The following is a 13,558-nucleotide window of genomic DNA, read 5'->3' on the forward strand; positions in this document are numbered from 1 at the left end:
AAACCGCGCAGCAATAAGGCTCCATAAGCAAGAAGGCCCCCGATATCGGGGGCCTTCTTGCTGGCGTCGGTGCTGCACTTTTGCTCCGGAAATCTGCTGCACATTCTCTCCGGCGTTGACAAATAAGGTTGGTAACGTCGCTGTAGAAGACCGCCGCCGACATCTGGCTGTTGCGTGCGAACGCACCCGTCCAACCGACTTCGTAATTGATGGACCGCTCGGCCTCGAGGTCCGGATTGGACGTGGCTCCGCCAAACCTTGAACTGAAGCGCTCGAAGATGGTCGGGAAGCGCGTGCGGTCAGATACGCTGGCATGCCATGTGTTGAAGTCATCGGCACGATACACGATCGCGCTTTGCCAGTTGAAGGCGTCCGAATCTTTCTTGTTGTATTCGAACATGCCAAGGTCCGTGGTGAATTCCTCGGCTTTGTAAAGTTTGCGCCAGTCATAGCTTACGCCCGTGACGATATCGATCCGGTTGGTCGCGTGAACCGTGTTTTCAAGGGCGATTGAATAGGTGTCTTCGAGGTCGGTCTGGCTCGGTTCTTGGAAGCAGGGCTTCGTCGATCCGCATGGTTTATTCTTGACATTGTAGGCCTGTGTTTCGTCGTGCTGGTCCCGACGATAAAAGAACGTCGCCTTGAATGTATCCCACGGTGTTACATCGGTTCCGAAAAGGATGCTGCCGCCGCCGGCCCAGTCGTCGTAATCGCTGATGAATGAAGACGGTTTTGTCTGCGTGGTCTGAGCCGGATCGTCGTAGCTCATCAGTTTATCTTGGAACGTCGTGTAGTAGGCCTTCGTTTCGACGAACGACGCCGATCCAAGCTTTGTGTGGGAGAGCCAATAGAGGTTCTGCTGTGTCGTATCCGGCCAATCCCAATAGCGCTGCGTCGCGACGGGATCCGTCACATGATACGGCGCTCCCTTGGCGTTATTCATGCGCACGAAGTTGATGGAGTAATCGTCCGTCGCGTTCGGCGTCAGGCCGAGCTTCGCGCTGATTTGCCAATTGTCCTTGTAGGAATGATCGCGCTTGCCGCCATTCTCGACCGCCGTCGGCTTGAAGTCGTTGGACAGGAACCAGCCGTCGGTATCCAAAAGAGCGCCGCTAACCTGGGCATAGTATCCACGTTGCCGCGTTCCGAGCGATGCGTATGTTTTGTAGCCTTCATACTGTCCGTCGGTGCCGAACATCATGCCGCCCTGGACTTCGCCTTCGACGGCTTTTGTCGGCTTCTTGGTCACGAGGTTGATGGCGCCGCCCATGCCGCCGGGGCCGTTGAGAACCGACGTGTAGCCTTTTGCGATTTGAACTTGCGATACATCCGCCGTCAAAAAGCTGGCGAAATCGATGCGATTATCTGCGGGGCGGTAGATTGTGATTCCATCGATTGAGATCGGAACCTGCCACCGGTCAAAACCGCGAACAAAAATCAACTGTTCGTTGCGGGTGCCGCCTGAATTCGAGGCCGCCACGCCTGGAGCCAGTGCCAGCGCCTGATCCAAGGTGGTCTTCGAAAAGGTCCACATTGCATCGTTGGTGATCGCGCTGCCGCCGACCATGTCGATTTGGCCAAGCGTGAAGACTCCGGCCGTTCCCGGCAGGCCGTTGCCGGGCAAGCCGCCGTCCCCTCCGCTGCCCTCGGCATCGACGTTTTCGGCCTGGGCACTGGTTGAACCTGCTTGAGCCGTGTCGGAGCCTTTCGGCTTCGATCGCGGTTTTTGAGCGATGCGTTGCTTCGGAGACGCAACCACAACGGGCGGTAGCGCGACTTCGGATGCGCCTTGACTGCTCACGCCGGCTTCCTGCGCATGCAAATTGCCAGCCGCCGTCATCGCCAGCGCAATGCACGCCGACGCACAAACGTTTTTCGAACGCATTGGACTCCCCCCAGAGACCTAGATATAGCCGAGTGGCTATCAATGATAGCCAGACGGCTATATCGAATTTTTAAAGCCTCCAACGTGGCATTTTAAATTTATTTTCTTATGCGGTTTGGGCGTTGTATTTTTACGCCATAATATCGTATGGCGATATGTTTGACCTATATCAAAATTGGTATTTCTTAATTCTGCCTGGAGTGTCTAAACCATTCGTCGTGCGGATCGGTGTGGGTGCCTGAGGCGGCTAGTGGGGGAGGGAACTCGTCGTTTGTTCTGCAATGAAGAGGCAAGTACGTTTTTCTGGCCGCGATGCGGTAATTCAGACTGGCGATCAGCGATATGGCGGTCGGAAGCATCAATCTGCGGGTTAATCAATCGGCATGGCAGTGATTCATCTGTTCTCCCTGTCCATCCGTACGCACGACGTTCTTTTTATCCTGCAGACCGTTTAGCCTTTGGCGGTTTTCGTGTATTGATGGCTCTGATGGGGATGGGGTTCCCCCGATAACCGCCGCCAGGGCTGATGACTCCTGATGAAACCGCATTTTTTCGAAATGCAGGTAAGGAGAGCCATATGAATTTCGCGACATGCCTGATCGTCATGGCCGGCGGAGCGCTCGGGACATTGATGCGCTATCTGGTGTCGTTGTTCGCGCTGCCGATCAGCAGCCAGCTGCCCTGGGGCACGATCATCGTCAATATCACGGGGTCGTTCATCATCGGACTTTTCGGAACGCTGACGCTGGCGCATGGCCGATTTCCCATGTCGGACGAATTCCGGCTGTTCGTGATGATCGGAATCTGCGGCGGCTATACGACCTTCTCATCGTTTAGCCTGCAAACACTCGACTTGCTGAGAGATGGTGCTCTCGGCCGCGCCGCCTTGAATATCGCGCTGTCGGTTGCGCTTTGTATTGGTGCCGTTGCCATTGGTCATGTTGTCGGCGCGCACTTCAATGGCGGAGCGACCGAGATTGCTCAGTCGGCGATCGAAGAAGACGTTTGACGGCTTCCGGCTCCCAAGCTCATTCGCGCAAACGAAACCTTCACCGGTTTTGATTGTCAGCTCTTGACGTTTCCGTCGTCGCGTCGCTTATGTCGCCGGACCAGCCGGCCGGGCGGCCGCTGCCGGACTTCGTTGTGGCGAAACGCGCTCTAAAGGCGCGCGAGCAAAACATCCGGTGGAGGAAAGTCCGGGCTCCATGATGACACGGTGGCGGCTAACGGCCGCCGGGGGCGACCCCAGGGAAAGTGCCACAGAGAACATACCGCCCGCCTTGGCTGCATTGCAGCCTGCGCGGCAAGCCCGCAAGGGTTAGCTGCGCAAGGCGAGGTAAGGGTGAAAAGGTGCGGTAAGAGCGCACCGCGCTTCTGGTGACAGAAGCGGCAGGGCAAACCCCACCGGGAGCAAGATCGAATAGGGATGGGCGCGCGGAGCGGAAAACCGCAGACGCGGGGCGTGTCATCACGCATCTCATCCGGGTTGATTGCACGAGGCGTCTGGCAACAGGCGTCCCAGATGAATGGCCGTCGCGGAGGTATTTTTTGGCCAACACTCGGCAAGCCGGTGTTGGGCTATCTCCAAACAGAACCCGGCTTACAGGCCGGCTGGTACTTTCTTGTTGCGCAGAATTGGCAAACGTATTTCGGAAGTACGCACGCGGCTGCTGTCTGTACTGCTCTCTTTGCTGTTCATCGTCGTGATGCTCACTGGACCTGCGATGTCGGGATCGGAAGAAGACGTTGCGCGAGACGGCTTGCACGGCTCGTTCGTTGTGCCAGAGAGCGGCGCGAAGCACGCGACCGTCTTGATATGGCTGGATCAGGCCCCGTCGACCGCGACGGAAATTTGCCCGGCTTGCGCAACGACAGTTTGAAGCTTTTGGCTCGTGGGCTTGCTGATCGCGGTATCGCGTCGTTGCGCATCGACAAGCGTGGTGTCGGAAGGAGCCGCACTGCCGAGATGCGCGAGGACGACGTGCGGATCAAAACGTATGTCGACGATGCTGTGGGCTGGCTGGCTTTTCTCCGCGCACGCCCGAACGCCGTTCAGATTTTCATTCTCGGGCACAGCGAGGGCGCCTTGATTGCGACGCTCGCGGCTGAGCAGGCCGACGTCGCTGGGCTCATTCTTGTCGCGGGAGCGGGCGAGCCGGCTGGCAAGATCATTGCGCGGCAGCTTTCGGATGCCGGCGTTCCCGATCACTTGCAAGACGCATCGAAGCGAATTTCCGAAAGCCTGGCGCGCGGCGTTCCGGTTTCCGATGTTCCGCCGGAGCTTTTGGCGCTCTATCGATCGAGCGTGCAGCCGTATCTCATATCGTGGTTGCCGCTCGATCCGGCGGCAGAGCTTGCAGAGATCGCCGTGCCGGTGCTGATCGTGCAAGGGACGCATGATCTGCAGATCGGCGTCGGCGATGCGCAGCGCTTGGCAGCCGCGAAAGCAAATTCCGGTCTCGTCATCATCGCCGGAATGAATCACGTCCTGCGCCAAGCGCCGAAAGAACGCGCTGCGAATTTCGCAATATACAGCGCGTTCGATAAGCCGCTGGCGCCGGATCTCGTTCCGGCGATTGCTTCATTCATCGAAGCGCAGGCTCGTTAGCGTCGAGTTTCTCAGGGACGACGAGCTTGCGATACAAATGCCATGTCGCGTGCCCGAGGATCGGGAGCACGACGGCGAGGCCAATCAAGAACGGCATCGCTCCGAGGAGCAGACCGATCGCGACGATCAATCCCCACAAGGCCACGGGTCCGGGATTTTCAATCGCGGCGCGTATGGATGTTCGAACTGCCGTCGCGGCGCTGCCGTCGCGATCGACGAGCATCGGGAACGAGACGACGCTCGTCACCAGGACGACCAGCGCGAAGACAAAGCCGACGGTGTTGCCGACGATGATGAGTTGCGTGCCTCGCGCGGTCGTCGTTAGCTGATTCCAGAACTGCTCAGGCGATGATGCTTCACCGCCAAACAGCTGCGTATGGATGAGATTTGCGGTATAGAGCCATCCAAAATGGCGGCAAGCACGAGACCCAAGCGCAGGATCGCGCCAATGCCGGGTCTTTTAAGAACGTCGAACGCGCGTGTAGGCGACGTGTCCAGGCCAAGCTCTCGGCGGCGGCTCAATTCGTAGAGGCCGATCGCGACGAAGGGACCGAGCAGCGCGAAGCCCGCCGCCATTGGATAGATCAGCGGCAACAGTTCGTAGCCGAACAGAAGTCGTGCCAGAACGATGCCGACAACTGGATAGATGATGCACGCGAAAAAGACGTGCGTCGGCATGGCGCGAAAGTCGTCGACGCCTCTTGCGAGCGAATCCCACACATCGGCGATCGCGATTTTGCGGACGTCGGGCTCGCCATCGCGCCAGAGGCCGGACGCGGGCCAGCGAAGCTCGGTGCCTGGATTGAGGATGGGATGGAAAGCTGGGGTTTCAGGCCTAGGGTTCGTCATGTTGGCACCCATGAGCTGCGGTGCCGCAGTCCACAAGGGATCTTCGGCACTCTCGTGCACGCCCCGCTTCGCCTGAACCCCTGATGATGCGCCGACTGCAGGCAAGGTCAATTCATGATGCCGTGAGCGCCGCTCTCTTTTTACATCATATTGAAAGGACTAGTTTTTTTAGTGATGCGGTGCCTTTTCGGCGGGCCTCGCCTGTAAAGGGCGTGATGTAAATCCGCGCCGGGGCAGAAATATCCTTAAGAAACCGTTGACGACCGTATAATCCCATGCGATCCCATATAAGCCCATCCGCACCGGGCAGGATACCGTGGTAGGGCGCCGGTTTGGTTGAGGGCCCGGATCTGAGCGACCGCCACGGCCTCTTTCTTGATGTTTCGGGCGACACGCGTTCCGCGCGCCGGCCGAAGTGAACAAGTTCTTTGATTGAGTCCCGGCGACTCCCCTGCGGGGAGCCGGCCGCCGGGACGGCAAAGTGTAGTGATCAGTAGCGAGTGAGGAGGGCGAGTATTCGTTAGCTGGGAGATGGACCGCTTTGTCTCGACATTCACAAACAAGATCGACGCCAAAGGCCGCGTTTCAATCCCGGCCTCGTTTCGCGCCGTCCTGGAGCGCGACGGATACGCGGGCGGCCTCTATTGCTACCCCTCGCTCGACGCTCCTGCGCTCGATGCAGGCGGCGAAAGACTTGCAAAAAAAATCGACGGGCTTCTCGCGGGCCTGCCGGACTATTCGGACGAGCGCGACGAGCTGTCTGTCGCACTCTATGGCGACGTCCAGGTTCTCACGATCGATGGCGACGGCCGCATCGTCCTTCCTGAGAGCCTTCGCGCGCACGCCGGCCTGGACGCCGCCGTCACGTTTGTTGGCCTCGGTGACAAGTTTCAGATCTGGGAGCCTGGACGCTTCGAAAAGCGCCGGGCCGAAGCGCGTAGCAAAGTCCAGGTGACGCGCAAACTTTTCGCAGCGGGTAGTCGCGCGTCGAACGACGACGGTGACGCGGGAGCACGGGAATGACGCGCGGTGGCGGGGCAGAGGGCGCCTCGCTGGGGCCGGCTGAAAAGCCTCCGCGCCACATTCCCGTGCTTCGTTCCGAAGTGCTCGGAACGCTGGCGCCGACGGACGGCGAAATCTACATCGACGGCACGTTCGGCGCGGGCGGGTATACGCGCGCGATCCTCGAGGCGGCCGAATGTCAGGTTCTGGCGCTCGATCGTGATCCCAATGCCATTCACGGCGCGGCGTCTCTGCAGGCCGAGTTAGGCAAGCGGCTGACGCTCGTCGAGTCACCGTTCAGCAGGCTCGATGAGGTCGCACGCGAAGCGCTCGGCGGCGCGCATGTGGACGGCGTCGTGCTCGATATCGGCGTTTCATCGATGCAGCTCGACAATGCGGAGCGCGGATTTTCGTTTCAGCATGACGGGCCGCTCGACATGCGGATGTCGAGTGACGGTCAGACGGCCGCCGACTTCATCAACACGGCTGCGGAAGAAAAAATCGCCAACGTCATCTATGCGTTTGGTGAAGAGCATAAGTCGCGAGCGATTGCGCGCGCGATCGTCAGACGGCGCACGGGCGCGCCGTTCACGCGGACGCGCGAACTCGCCGATGCAGTGTCCCACGTTTTTCACGGCCGCAAGATCGACGGACGGCATCCGGCGACGCGGACGTTTCAGGCATTACGGATTTTCATCAATGACGAGCTTGGCGAGTTGGCTTCCGCGCTATCGGCTGCTGAGCGAATTCTGAAGCCCGGCGGGCGGCTCGTCGTCGTTTCCTTTCACAGTCTCGAAGACCGGATCGTTAAAAAATTCATCGCTGAGCGAAGCGGAAAAACCGCCTCCGTTTCGCGGCATTTCCCAACAGAATCGATAAAAAGCGCTGCCCCAAGTTTCCGAATTGTTAACTCGCGACCGTTAACACCTTCTAAAGGTGAATTGGATGTGAACCCGCGTGCTCGGTCGGCACGCCTCAGAGCAGCTTTTCGCACGGAAGCGGATCCCTGGCCCCTCACCCTTGAAACGTTGGGTTTTCCGGGATTTGAGGATTAGTATTTTAGGTTGAGTCCAGAGTAAACGGAGAGGGCCGCCATGCGTCTCCTGAACATTGCCGCGTTTTTCTTTGCGATTACGAGCGCATTGCTTCTTTACGGTCTCAACTACGATACGCGGCGTCTCGAGACTGAAGTGCAGGCCAAAGAGCGCGTCGCGGAACGTGCCCGAGACGATATCGCCGTGCTGAAGGCGGAACGCGGAACGCTCGCGCGCCCGGATCGGATCGACGGGCTAGCGCGGCAGATCGGTCTTGCTCCGCCGCGTGTCGATCAGTTCGCGAATGGGCGCGAAGTTTCCGATCTCGCCGACCAGCAGGATCGTGGAAATGGTCGCTGAGGCAAGTTTAGCGATCGGCCGCGCGGGGCCCGATGAGGTCCGCAAGCGACGCACCCGCAGCGCGACCGAGACCGTCGTCTATGCGTTTCTCTTTTTCGCGTTCGCAGAGGTCGCGATCCATCTTCTGACACTTGCTGCTGGTCATCAAGCGGCCGTGACGCTTGCCGTTTCGGAGCCGGTCGCGACGAGCTTCAGCCGTCCCGATATCGTCGACCGCAACGGACGGCTTATGGCGACCGATCTCGAAGCGCCGTCGATCTATGCCGATCCGGGCGTCGTGCTCGATCGAGACGAGTTGGTCGAGAAGCTCGCGACGGTTTTGCCGGATATAGACCAGAAAGATCTGCTGCGGGCCTTATCCGACCGCTCGCGCCGTTTCGTCTGGGTGCGCCGGGGCGTGTCGCCGAAGATCGCGCAGCGCGTGCATGATCTCGGGCTTCCCGGACTTTCCTTCCGCTACGAGTTGAAACGGGCCTACCCCGCCGGTTTGCTTGGCGGTCATGTGCTGGGGACGGTCAACGTCGACAATCGTGGTCTCACCGGCATCGAGAAATACATCGACGACAGCGTCGGCACCGATCCGGTCCACGCGGCGGCGCTTTCGACGCGGATGCCGGTGCGGCTCTCGCTCGACATCGGTGTCCAGCACGCGCTCGAAGACGAACTCGATGATGCCGAGAAAAAGTATAGAGCCGCCGGCTCTGCTGGCGTCGTTCTCAACATCAAGACCGGTGAGGTGCTGGCCAGTGCGTCAATGCCGAGGATCGATCCGTCGTGGCCGGCGCAGGCGCGTGACGACAAATATCTCGACCGGGTGACCGCAGGCACCTACGAACTCGGCTCCGTCTTCAAGACGCTGACGATTGCGATGGCGTTCGACGAGGGACTCGCCAAGCCCGATACGATCCTCGACGTGCGCAAGCCCCTCGAGGTCGGTCGCTTCACGGTGACGGACTATCATCCCGCGAACCGGCCGTTGAGCGTGACGGAAATCTTCACGCATTCCTCCAACATCGGTGCGGGCATGCTCGCTCTGCAGGCCGGGCCGGAGAAATTCGAAGGTTTTCTACGCAAGTTCGGGATGCTGTCGCCGCTCAAAACCGAAGAAGGCCCGGTTGCTCCGCCGCAGTTGCCGCCGAAGTGGGGCAAGGCGTCGACGATCACAATATCGTACGGGCACGGTCTCGCGGTCGCGCCGTTGCAGTTCGCGGCGGCAACGGCGTCGATCCTGAATGATGGCAAGCCGGTTCATCCAACATTTCTCAAGCGCTACGGCGGCGATCTGGCAGCCGAGAAATCGCTCGTTACGCGCGCAACATCCCGCGACATGGCGCGCCTGATGCGCCTCAATGTGACCGCGCCGGACGGGACCGGCAAGGAAGCCGACGTTCCGGGCTATCGCGTCGGCGGCAAGACCGGCACAGCCGATATGCCAGGTCGCGGCGGGTATTCTTCGAAGTCCGTGATTTCGTCGTTTCTTGGCGCGTTCCCGATGGACGACCCGCAATATCTGACCTTCGTCATATTGTTCGATCCCAAGGGAACGACGGAGACGAAGGGCCAGCACACCGCTGGCTACACTGCGGCGCCGGTCACCGGACGCCTGATCTCGCGGATCGCCGGGCAACTTGGCGTGGCGCCGATGGACGTGGCCGCGAGTCAGTGATCGCCCCGGCGAGAACCGGGGCGGATTTGACGTCCGAGGGGTCGGGCACGTATCTAACTCGCGCGAATTGGTGTCGGCGTCGTTCTTGGCGCTTTGAAGGGACCGAGAGCGATATGGGCGAGGGGAGCTATGCGGCTTAGCGATGTGCTGCCGGCCGGCATTGAGCCGCCTCCTGGCGCAGGCTCCATTGCCGTCACGGGAATAACGGCTGCAAGTGCGGCTGTCGGGCAGGGAGCCATTTTCGCGGCGCTGCCGGGATCGAAGGTCGACGGCGCGGCTTATGTTCCGGACGCGCTCGCGCGGGGTGCCAGCGTCATTCTCGTCGGCAAGGGCAAAGGCGTCAGCGTTCCCGCCGGCGTCGCCCTGATCGAGGTTGATAATCCGCGCGCGGCGCTTGCGAAGATCGCGGCGAAATTTGCCGGGCGTCAGCCTCGCTGCACGGTGGCGGTGACGGGGACGAGCGGCAAGACCTCGGTCGCCGATTTTACGCGGCAGATTTTTGCATCCCTTGGGCGCAGCGCGGCGTCGCTCGGGACGATCGGCATCGTGAAGCCCGACGGGGCCGTTTATGGCTCGCTGACGACGCCCGATCCGGTGACATTGCATGCGACGCTCGCCGCCCTGGCGGATGAAGGCGTCACGCATCTCGCATTCGAAGCATCGTCGCATGGGCTCGATCAGAACCGTCTCGATGGCGTTGAATTGACTGCAGCTGCATTCACGAATCTCGGCCGCGATCACATGGATTATCATCCGACGGAAGAGGCTTATCTCAACGCCAAGCTGCGGCTTTTCAGGGAACTGCTGCAGCCGGGGCAACCGGCCGTCGTCAATTCGGACGGCGCGCGATCGGCAGATGTCGTGGCGGCTGCGCGTGCGCGGGGCCTTCGCGTTCTGACGGTTGGCGGGGCGGGCGAGACGCTGAGGCGGACGTCGCTGGCGCGCGACGGGTTTCAGCAGCGCATCGGGATATTGTCGGACGGGCGCAGCTATGAAGTGCGACTGCCGCTTGTCGGCGCCTATCAGGTCGAGAATGCGCTCGTCGCGGCGGGGCTTGCGATTGCGACGGGCGAAAAGACCGACGCAGTTCTCGCCGCGCTGGAACAACTCAAAGGCGTGCCGGGGCGGCTGGAAATCATCGGCGAACGTAATGGCGGGCTAGCGGTCGTCGACTACGCGCATAAACCCGAAGCGCTGGCGGCCGCGCTCGATGCGTGCCGGCCGTTTGTAACGGGCCGTCTGATTTCGGTTTTCGGCTGCGGCGGCGATCGCGACAAGGGCAAGCGGCCGATCATGGGGCGCATTTCGGTCGAAAAAGCCGACGTCACGATCGTAACGGACGACAATCCGCGCACTGAGGACGCTGCCCTGATCCGTCGCGAAGTTCTGAATGGCGCTGCAGGGGCTCGCGAGATCGGCAATCGTGCGGAGGCCATTGCTACGGCTGTTGGAATGATGCAACCGGGCGACGTAGTGCTGATCGCGGGCAAAGGCCATGAAACGGGCCAGATTGTCGGAGATCGCATCCTGCCCTTCTCGGATCACGAAGAAATCCGCAAGGCGCTCGAGAGCTGACAGCATGCAACCGTTGTGGACGTTTCCCGAATTGAGCGCCGTGCTCGGCGTCGAGCCCGAGGGCGGCGTCGACCGGCCGGTCACCGGCATATCGATCGACACGCGCACGCTGCAGGCGGGCGATCTTTTCGTGGCGTTGAAAGATCAGCGTGACGGCCACGACTTTGTGTCGATTGCATTCAAGGCCGATGCGGCTGCGGCGCTCGTTTCGGAGGGGTACCAGCGCCAGCCTGGCGATGGCACTTTGTTTCGCGTTCCGGATACGCTGAAGGCGCTTGAGGCGCTGGGCCGGGCGGCGCGAGACCGGATCGGTCCGGATGCCAGCGTCGTTGCGGTGACGGGCAGTGCGGGCAAAACCGGGACTAAGGAGATGCTGCGTGCATGTCTAGCGCAACTCGGCGCGACGCACGCTTCGGAAAAATCCTACAACAATCATTGGGGCGTGCCGCTGACACTGGCGCAGATGCCGCGCGAAACGCGGTTCGCCGTGTTCGAGATCGGCATGAATCACGCGGGCGAAATCCGTCCGCTGACGAAAATGGTTCGCCCGCACGCCGCGATCGTCACGACGGTTGAGGCGGTGCACCTTGAACACTTTCCGTCCGTCGAAGCCATCGCGGATGCAAAGGGCGAAATCTTCGAGGGGCTTGTGCCGGACGGTACGGCCATCATCAAATACGATAATGCGCACGTGGGACGGCTGAAGTCGATTGCGGAGCGTTTCGGTGCGAAGCCGGTGACGTTCGGTTTCGGTGCTGGTGCCGACGTGCGGGGCGATGATTTAAAGCTCGACCATGACGGCAGTGAGCTGATCGTCCGGTTCGGCGAGCGGTCCACTCCTCTCAGGATTGCGATGCCGGGACGCCATATCGCTGAAAATGCGCTAGCGGTCGCTACGGCCATCGATGCGATCGACGCCGACGTCGAAAAGGCGTTGCCGGTGCTCGCCGGTCTGCAACCGCCGGGCGGCCGGGGCGCAAGGAGCGTGCTGCATCTCGAGGGGGGCGATGCGCTCCTGATCGATGAGAGCTACAACGCCAATCCTGCGTCGATGCGGGCCGCGCTGGCGACGCTCGCATCCGTGCCACGACAGAAATTTCCACGCAGAATCGCGGTGTTGGGCGATATGCTGGAGCTTGGCGCCGACGCGCCGGAGCTTCATGCCGGGCTCAAAGACGCTGTGGAGGACGCCGGGATAGACCTCATATTTGCCTGCGGTCCGCATATGAAGGGCCTTTATGATGCCCTACCGAAGTCCAAAAGGGGCGGCTACGCTCAGACCTCGTCGTCGCTGCAGCCTCTCCTGTTATCGGAATTGCACGGTGGCGACGCGATCATGGTCAAGGCGTCGAATGGGACGCGGCTTGGCGCGCTCGTGGAAGCATTGAAGTCCAAGTTCGGGAATTAGGTCCGGTTTCATCGGCCGAACCGGCAAGAGGGGGAGAATTCTGCGCGCATGCTCTATGAGCTCGTCAATTTCAGCGATCAGATCAGCGCGCTGAACGTTTTCCGCTACATCACATTCCGGTCGGGCGGCGCGATCTTCACGGCGCTGCTGTTCGTGTTGATGTTTGGCCCCGCCACGATCGACCTTTTGCGCGTCAAGCAGGGCAAGGGGCAGCCGATCCGCGACGACGGTCCGCAGAGCCATCTTCTGAAGCGTGGCACGCCAACGATGGGCGGGTTGATGATCCTAGCGGGCGTGACGGTTTCCACGCTGCTCTGGGCGCAGCTTTCCAATGGCTACATCTGGGTGGTTCTCGGCGTCGCGATCTGTTACGGCGCGATCGGTTTCTATGACGACTTTTTGAAAGTGACGAAGCGCTCTTCGGCCGGGTTCTCAGGGCGATCGCGATTTCTGCTGGAAGTGGCGGTTGCGGCGGTCGCGGGCTATATTTTGATGAAGCTCGGACCCAAAGGGCTCAACACCGATCTGACGTTTCCGTTCTTCAAGGATCTCGTCATCGATCTCGGGCCGTTCTTCGTCCTCATGGCGGTTCTGGTCATCGCGGGGGCGGGGAATGCAGTCAATCTGACGGACGGCCTCGACGGTTTGGCCATCGTGCCGGTGATGATCGCGGCGGCGACGTTCGGTGTCATCGCCTATCTTTCGGGCAACGCGAAGTTCGCGGGCTATTTGCAGATTCATCATGTGCCGGGAACTGGCGAGCTTTCGGTGGTTTGCGGCGCGCTGATCGGTGCGGGGCTGGGCTTCCTCTGGTTCAACGCTCCGCCTGCGATGATTTTCATGGGGGACACGGGCTCGCTAGCTCTCGGCGGCACGCTTGGGGCCATTGCGGTGGCGATCAAGCATGAGGTCGTGCTGGCCGTCGTCGGCGGCCTTTTCGTGCTTGAGACGCTATCGGTCATCATCCAGGTTCTGTCGTTCAAGTGGACGGGAAAACGCGTCTTCAAGATGGCACCGCTTCACCACCATTATGAGCAGAAGGGCTGGAAGGAATCGACCGTCGTCATTCGCTTCTGGATCATTTCAGTCATTCTGGCTCTGATCGGGCTTTCGACGCTGAAGTTGCGCTAGGACGCCAGCCAAGCGACGTGAGATGCGATAGATTTCAGCC

10 protein-coding genes, 1 other RNA gene, 1 pseudogene and 1 riboswitch are annotated in these 13,558 nt (G+C 60.6%); of the genes and pseudogenes, 10 read left to right on the plus strand and 2 right to left on the minus strand.

What is annotated here, in order from left to right:
• Nucleotides 1–1,885 (minus strand): TonB-dependent receptor plug domain-containing protein (locus WC026_RS12195; protein ID WP_372711255.1); only part of this gene is annotated, 1,885 nt, incomplete at its 3' end.
• A 480-nt stretch (nucleotides 1,886–2,365) separates the two neighbouring features.
• A riboswitch (Fluoride riboswitch) is annotated at nucleotides 2,366–2,428 on the plus strand.
• A gap of 34 nt (nucleotides 2,429–2,462) precedes the next feature.
• On the opposite strand from WC026_RS12195, the gene crcB reads away from it, so the two are divergent.
• The 3 genes from crcB (at nucleotide 2,463) to WC026_RS12210 (ending at nucleotide 4,493) form a co-directional block, all read left to right on the plus strand.
• The gene (gene crcB, locus WC026_RS12200; protein ID WP_372711256.1) at nucleotides 2,463–2,894 is read left to right on the plus strand and encodes a fluoride efflux transporter CrcB; all 432 of its coding nucleotides are present in this window, start codon (nucleotides 2,463–2,465) and stop codon (nucleotides 2,892–2,894) included.
• A gap of 100 nt (nucleotides 2,895–2,994) precedes the next feature.
• Nucleotides 2,995–3,504: RNase P RNA component class A (rnpB, locus tag WC026_RS12205), an RNA gene on the plus strand.
• Between the two features lie 197 nt (nucleotides 3,505–3,701).
• Nucleotides 3,702–4,493, plus strand: coding sequence for an alpha/beta hydrolase (locus WC026_RS12210; protein ID WP_372711257.1), 792 nt, complete (start codon nucleotides 3,702–3,704; stop codon nucleotides 4,491–4,493).
• Here WC026_RS12210 and WC026_RS12215 read toward each other — a convergent pair.
• Nucleotides 4,471–5,354: pseudogene (locus WC026_RS12215) on the minus strand (DUF2189 domain-containing protein). The gene WC026_RS12210 and the pseudogene WC026_RS12215 sit on opposite strands and share 23 nt — an antisense overlap.
• 519 nt (nucleotides 5,355–5,873) lie before the next feature.
• Here WC026_RS12215 and mraZ point away from each other — a divergent pair.
• The 7 genes from mraZ (at nucleotide 5,874) to mraY (ending at nucleotide 13,518) form a co-directional block, all read left to right on the plus strand.
• Nucleotides 5,874–6,365 carry a division/cell wall cluster transcriptional repressor MraZ gene (mraZ, locus tag WC026_RS12220; protein ID WP_372711258.1) on the plus strand — a complete coding sequence of 164 codons (492 nt, stop codon included), beginning with the start codon at nucleotides 5,874–5,876 and terminating at the stop codon, nucleotides 6,363–6,365.
• Nucleotides 6,362–7,399: a 16S rRNA (cytosine(1402)-N(4))-methyltransferase RsmH gene (gene rsmH, locus WC026_RS12225; RefSeq protein ID WP_372711259.1), complete on the plus strand. Its 1,038-nt coding sequence runs from the start codon at nucleotides 6,362–6,364 to the stop codon at nucleotides 7,397–7,399. Before mraZ ends, rsmH begins: the two co-directional genes overlap by 4 nt.
• Nucleotides 7,400–7,438: 39 nt before the next feature.
• On the plus strand, nucleotides 7,439–7,738 hold the full coding sequence (locus tag WC026_RS12230) for a cell division protein FtsL (protein ID WP_372711260.1): 300 nt from the start codon (nucleotides 7,439–7,441) through the stop codon (nucleotides 7,736–7,738).
• Nucleotides 7,728–9,404: a peptidoglycan D,D-transpeptidase FtsI family protein gene (locus WC026_RS12235; protein ID WP_372711262.1), complete on the plus strand. Its 1,677-nt coding sequence runs from the start codon at nucleotides 7,728–7,730 to the stop codon at nucleotides 9,402–9,404. The genes WC026_RS12230 and WC026_RS12235 overlap by 11 nt, the downstream gene beginning before the upstream one ends.
• A 129-nt stretch (nucleotides 9,405–9,533) precedes the next feature.
• On the plus strand, nucleotides 9,534–10,979 hold the full coding sequence (locus WC026_RS12240) for a UDP-N-acetylmuramoyl-L-alanyl-D-glutamate--2,6-diaminopimelate ligase (RefSeq protein WP_372711263.1): 1,446 nt from the start codon (nucleotides 9,534–9,536) through the stop codon (nucleotides 10,977–10,979).
• 4 nt (nucleotides 10,980–10,983) lie between these two features.
• The gene (locus tag WC026_RS12245; RefSeq protein WP_372711265.1) at nucleotides 10,984–12,387 is read left to right on the plus strand and encodes a UDP-N-acetylmuramoylalanyl-D-glutamyl-2,6-diaminopimelate--D-alanyl-D-alanine ligase; all 1,404 of its coding nucleotides are present in this window, start codon (nucleotides 10,984–10,986) and stop codon (nucleotides 12,385–12,387) included.
• 48 nt (nucleotides 12,388–12,435) lie between these two features.
• Nucleotides 12,436–13,518 (plus strand): phospho-N-acetylmuramoyl-pentapeptide-transferase, encoded by a 1,083-nt coding sequence (gene mraY / locus WC026_RS12250; RefSeq protein WP_372711266.1) that lies wholly within the window; start codon nucleotides 12,436–12,438, stop codon nucleotides 13,516–13,518.
• Nucleotides 13,519–13,558: the final 40 nt, after the last annotated feature.

This window comes from Hyphomicrobium sp. (genome assembly GCF_041674905.1).
In the GTDB taxonomy this organism is placed as follows: domain Bacteria; phylum Pseudomonadota; class Alphaproteobacteria; order Rhizobiales; family Hyphomicrobiaceae; genus Hyphomicrobium_B.

Excerpts from the sequence above, each read along its gene's own strand:
- crcB (WP_372711256.1), top strand. The coding sequence starts at position 2,463 with ATGAATTTCGCGACATGCCTGATCGTCATGGCCGGCGGAGCGCTCGGG.
- WC026_RS12210 (WP_372711257.1), top strand. The coding sequence starts at position 3,702 with ATGGCTGGATCAGGCCCCGTCGACCGCGACGGAAATTTGCCCGGCTTG.
- mraZ (WP_372711258.1), top strand. The coding sequence starts at position 5,874 with ATGGACCGCTTTGTCTCGACATTCACAAACAAGATCGACGCCAAAGGC.
- rsmH (WP_372711259.1), top strand. The coding sequence starts at position 6,362 with ATGACGCGCGGTGGCGGGGCAGAGGGCGCCTCGCTGGGGCCGGCTGAA.
- WC026_RS12230 (WP_372711260.1), top strand. The coding sequence starts at position 7,439 with ATGCGTCTCCTGAACATTGCCGCGTTTTTCTTTGCGATTACGAGCGCA.
- WC026_RS12235 (WP_372711262.1), top strand. The coding sequence starts at position 7,728 with ATGGTCGCTGAGGCAAGTTTAGCGATCGGCCGCGCGGGGCCCGATGAG.
- WC026_RS12240 (WP_372711263.1), top strand. The coding sequence starts at position 9,534 with ATGCGGCTTAGCGATGTGCTGCCGGCCGGCATTGAGCCGCCTCCTGGC.
- WC026_RS12245 (WP_372711265.1), top strand. The coding sequence starts at position 10,984 with ATGCAACCGTTGTGGACGTTTCCCGAATTGAGCGCCGTGCTCGGCGTC.
- mraY (WP_372711266.1), top strand. The coding sequence starts at position 12,436 with ATGCTCTATGAGCTCGTCAATTTCAGCGATCAGATCAGCGCGCTGAAC.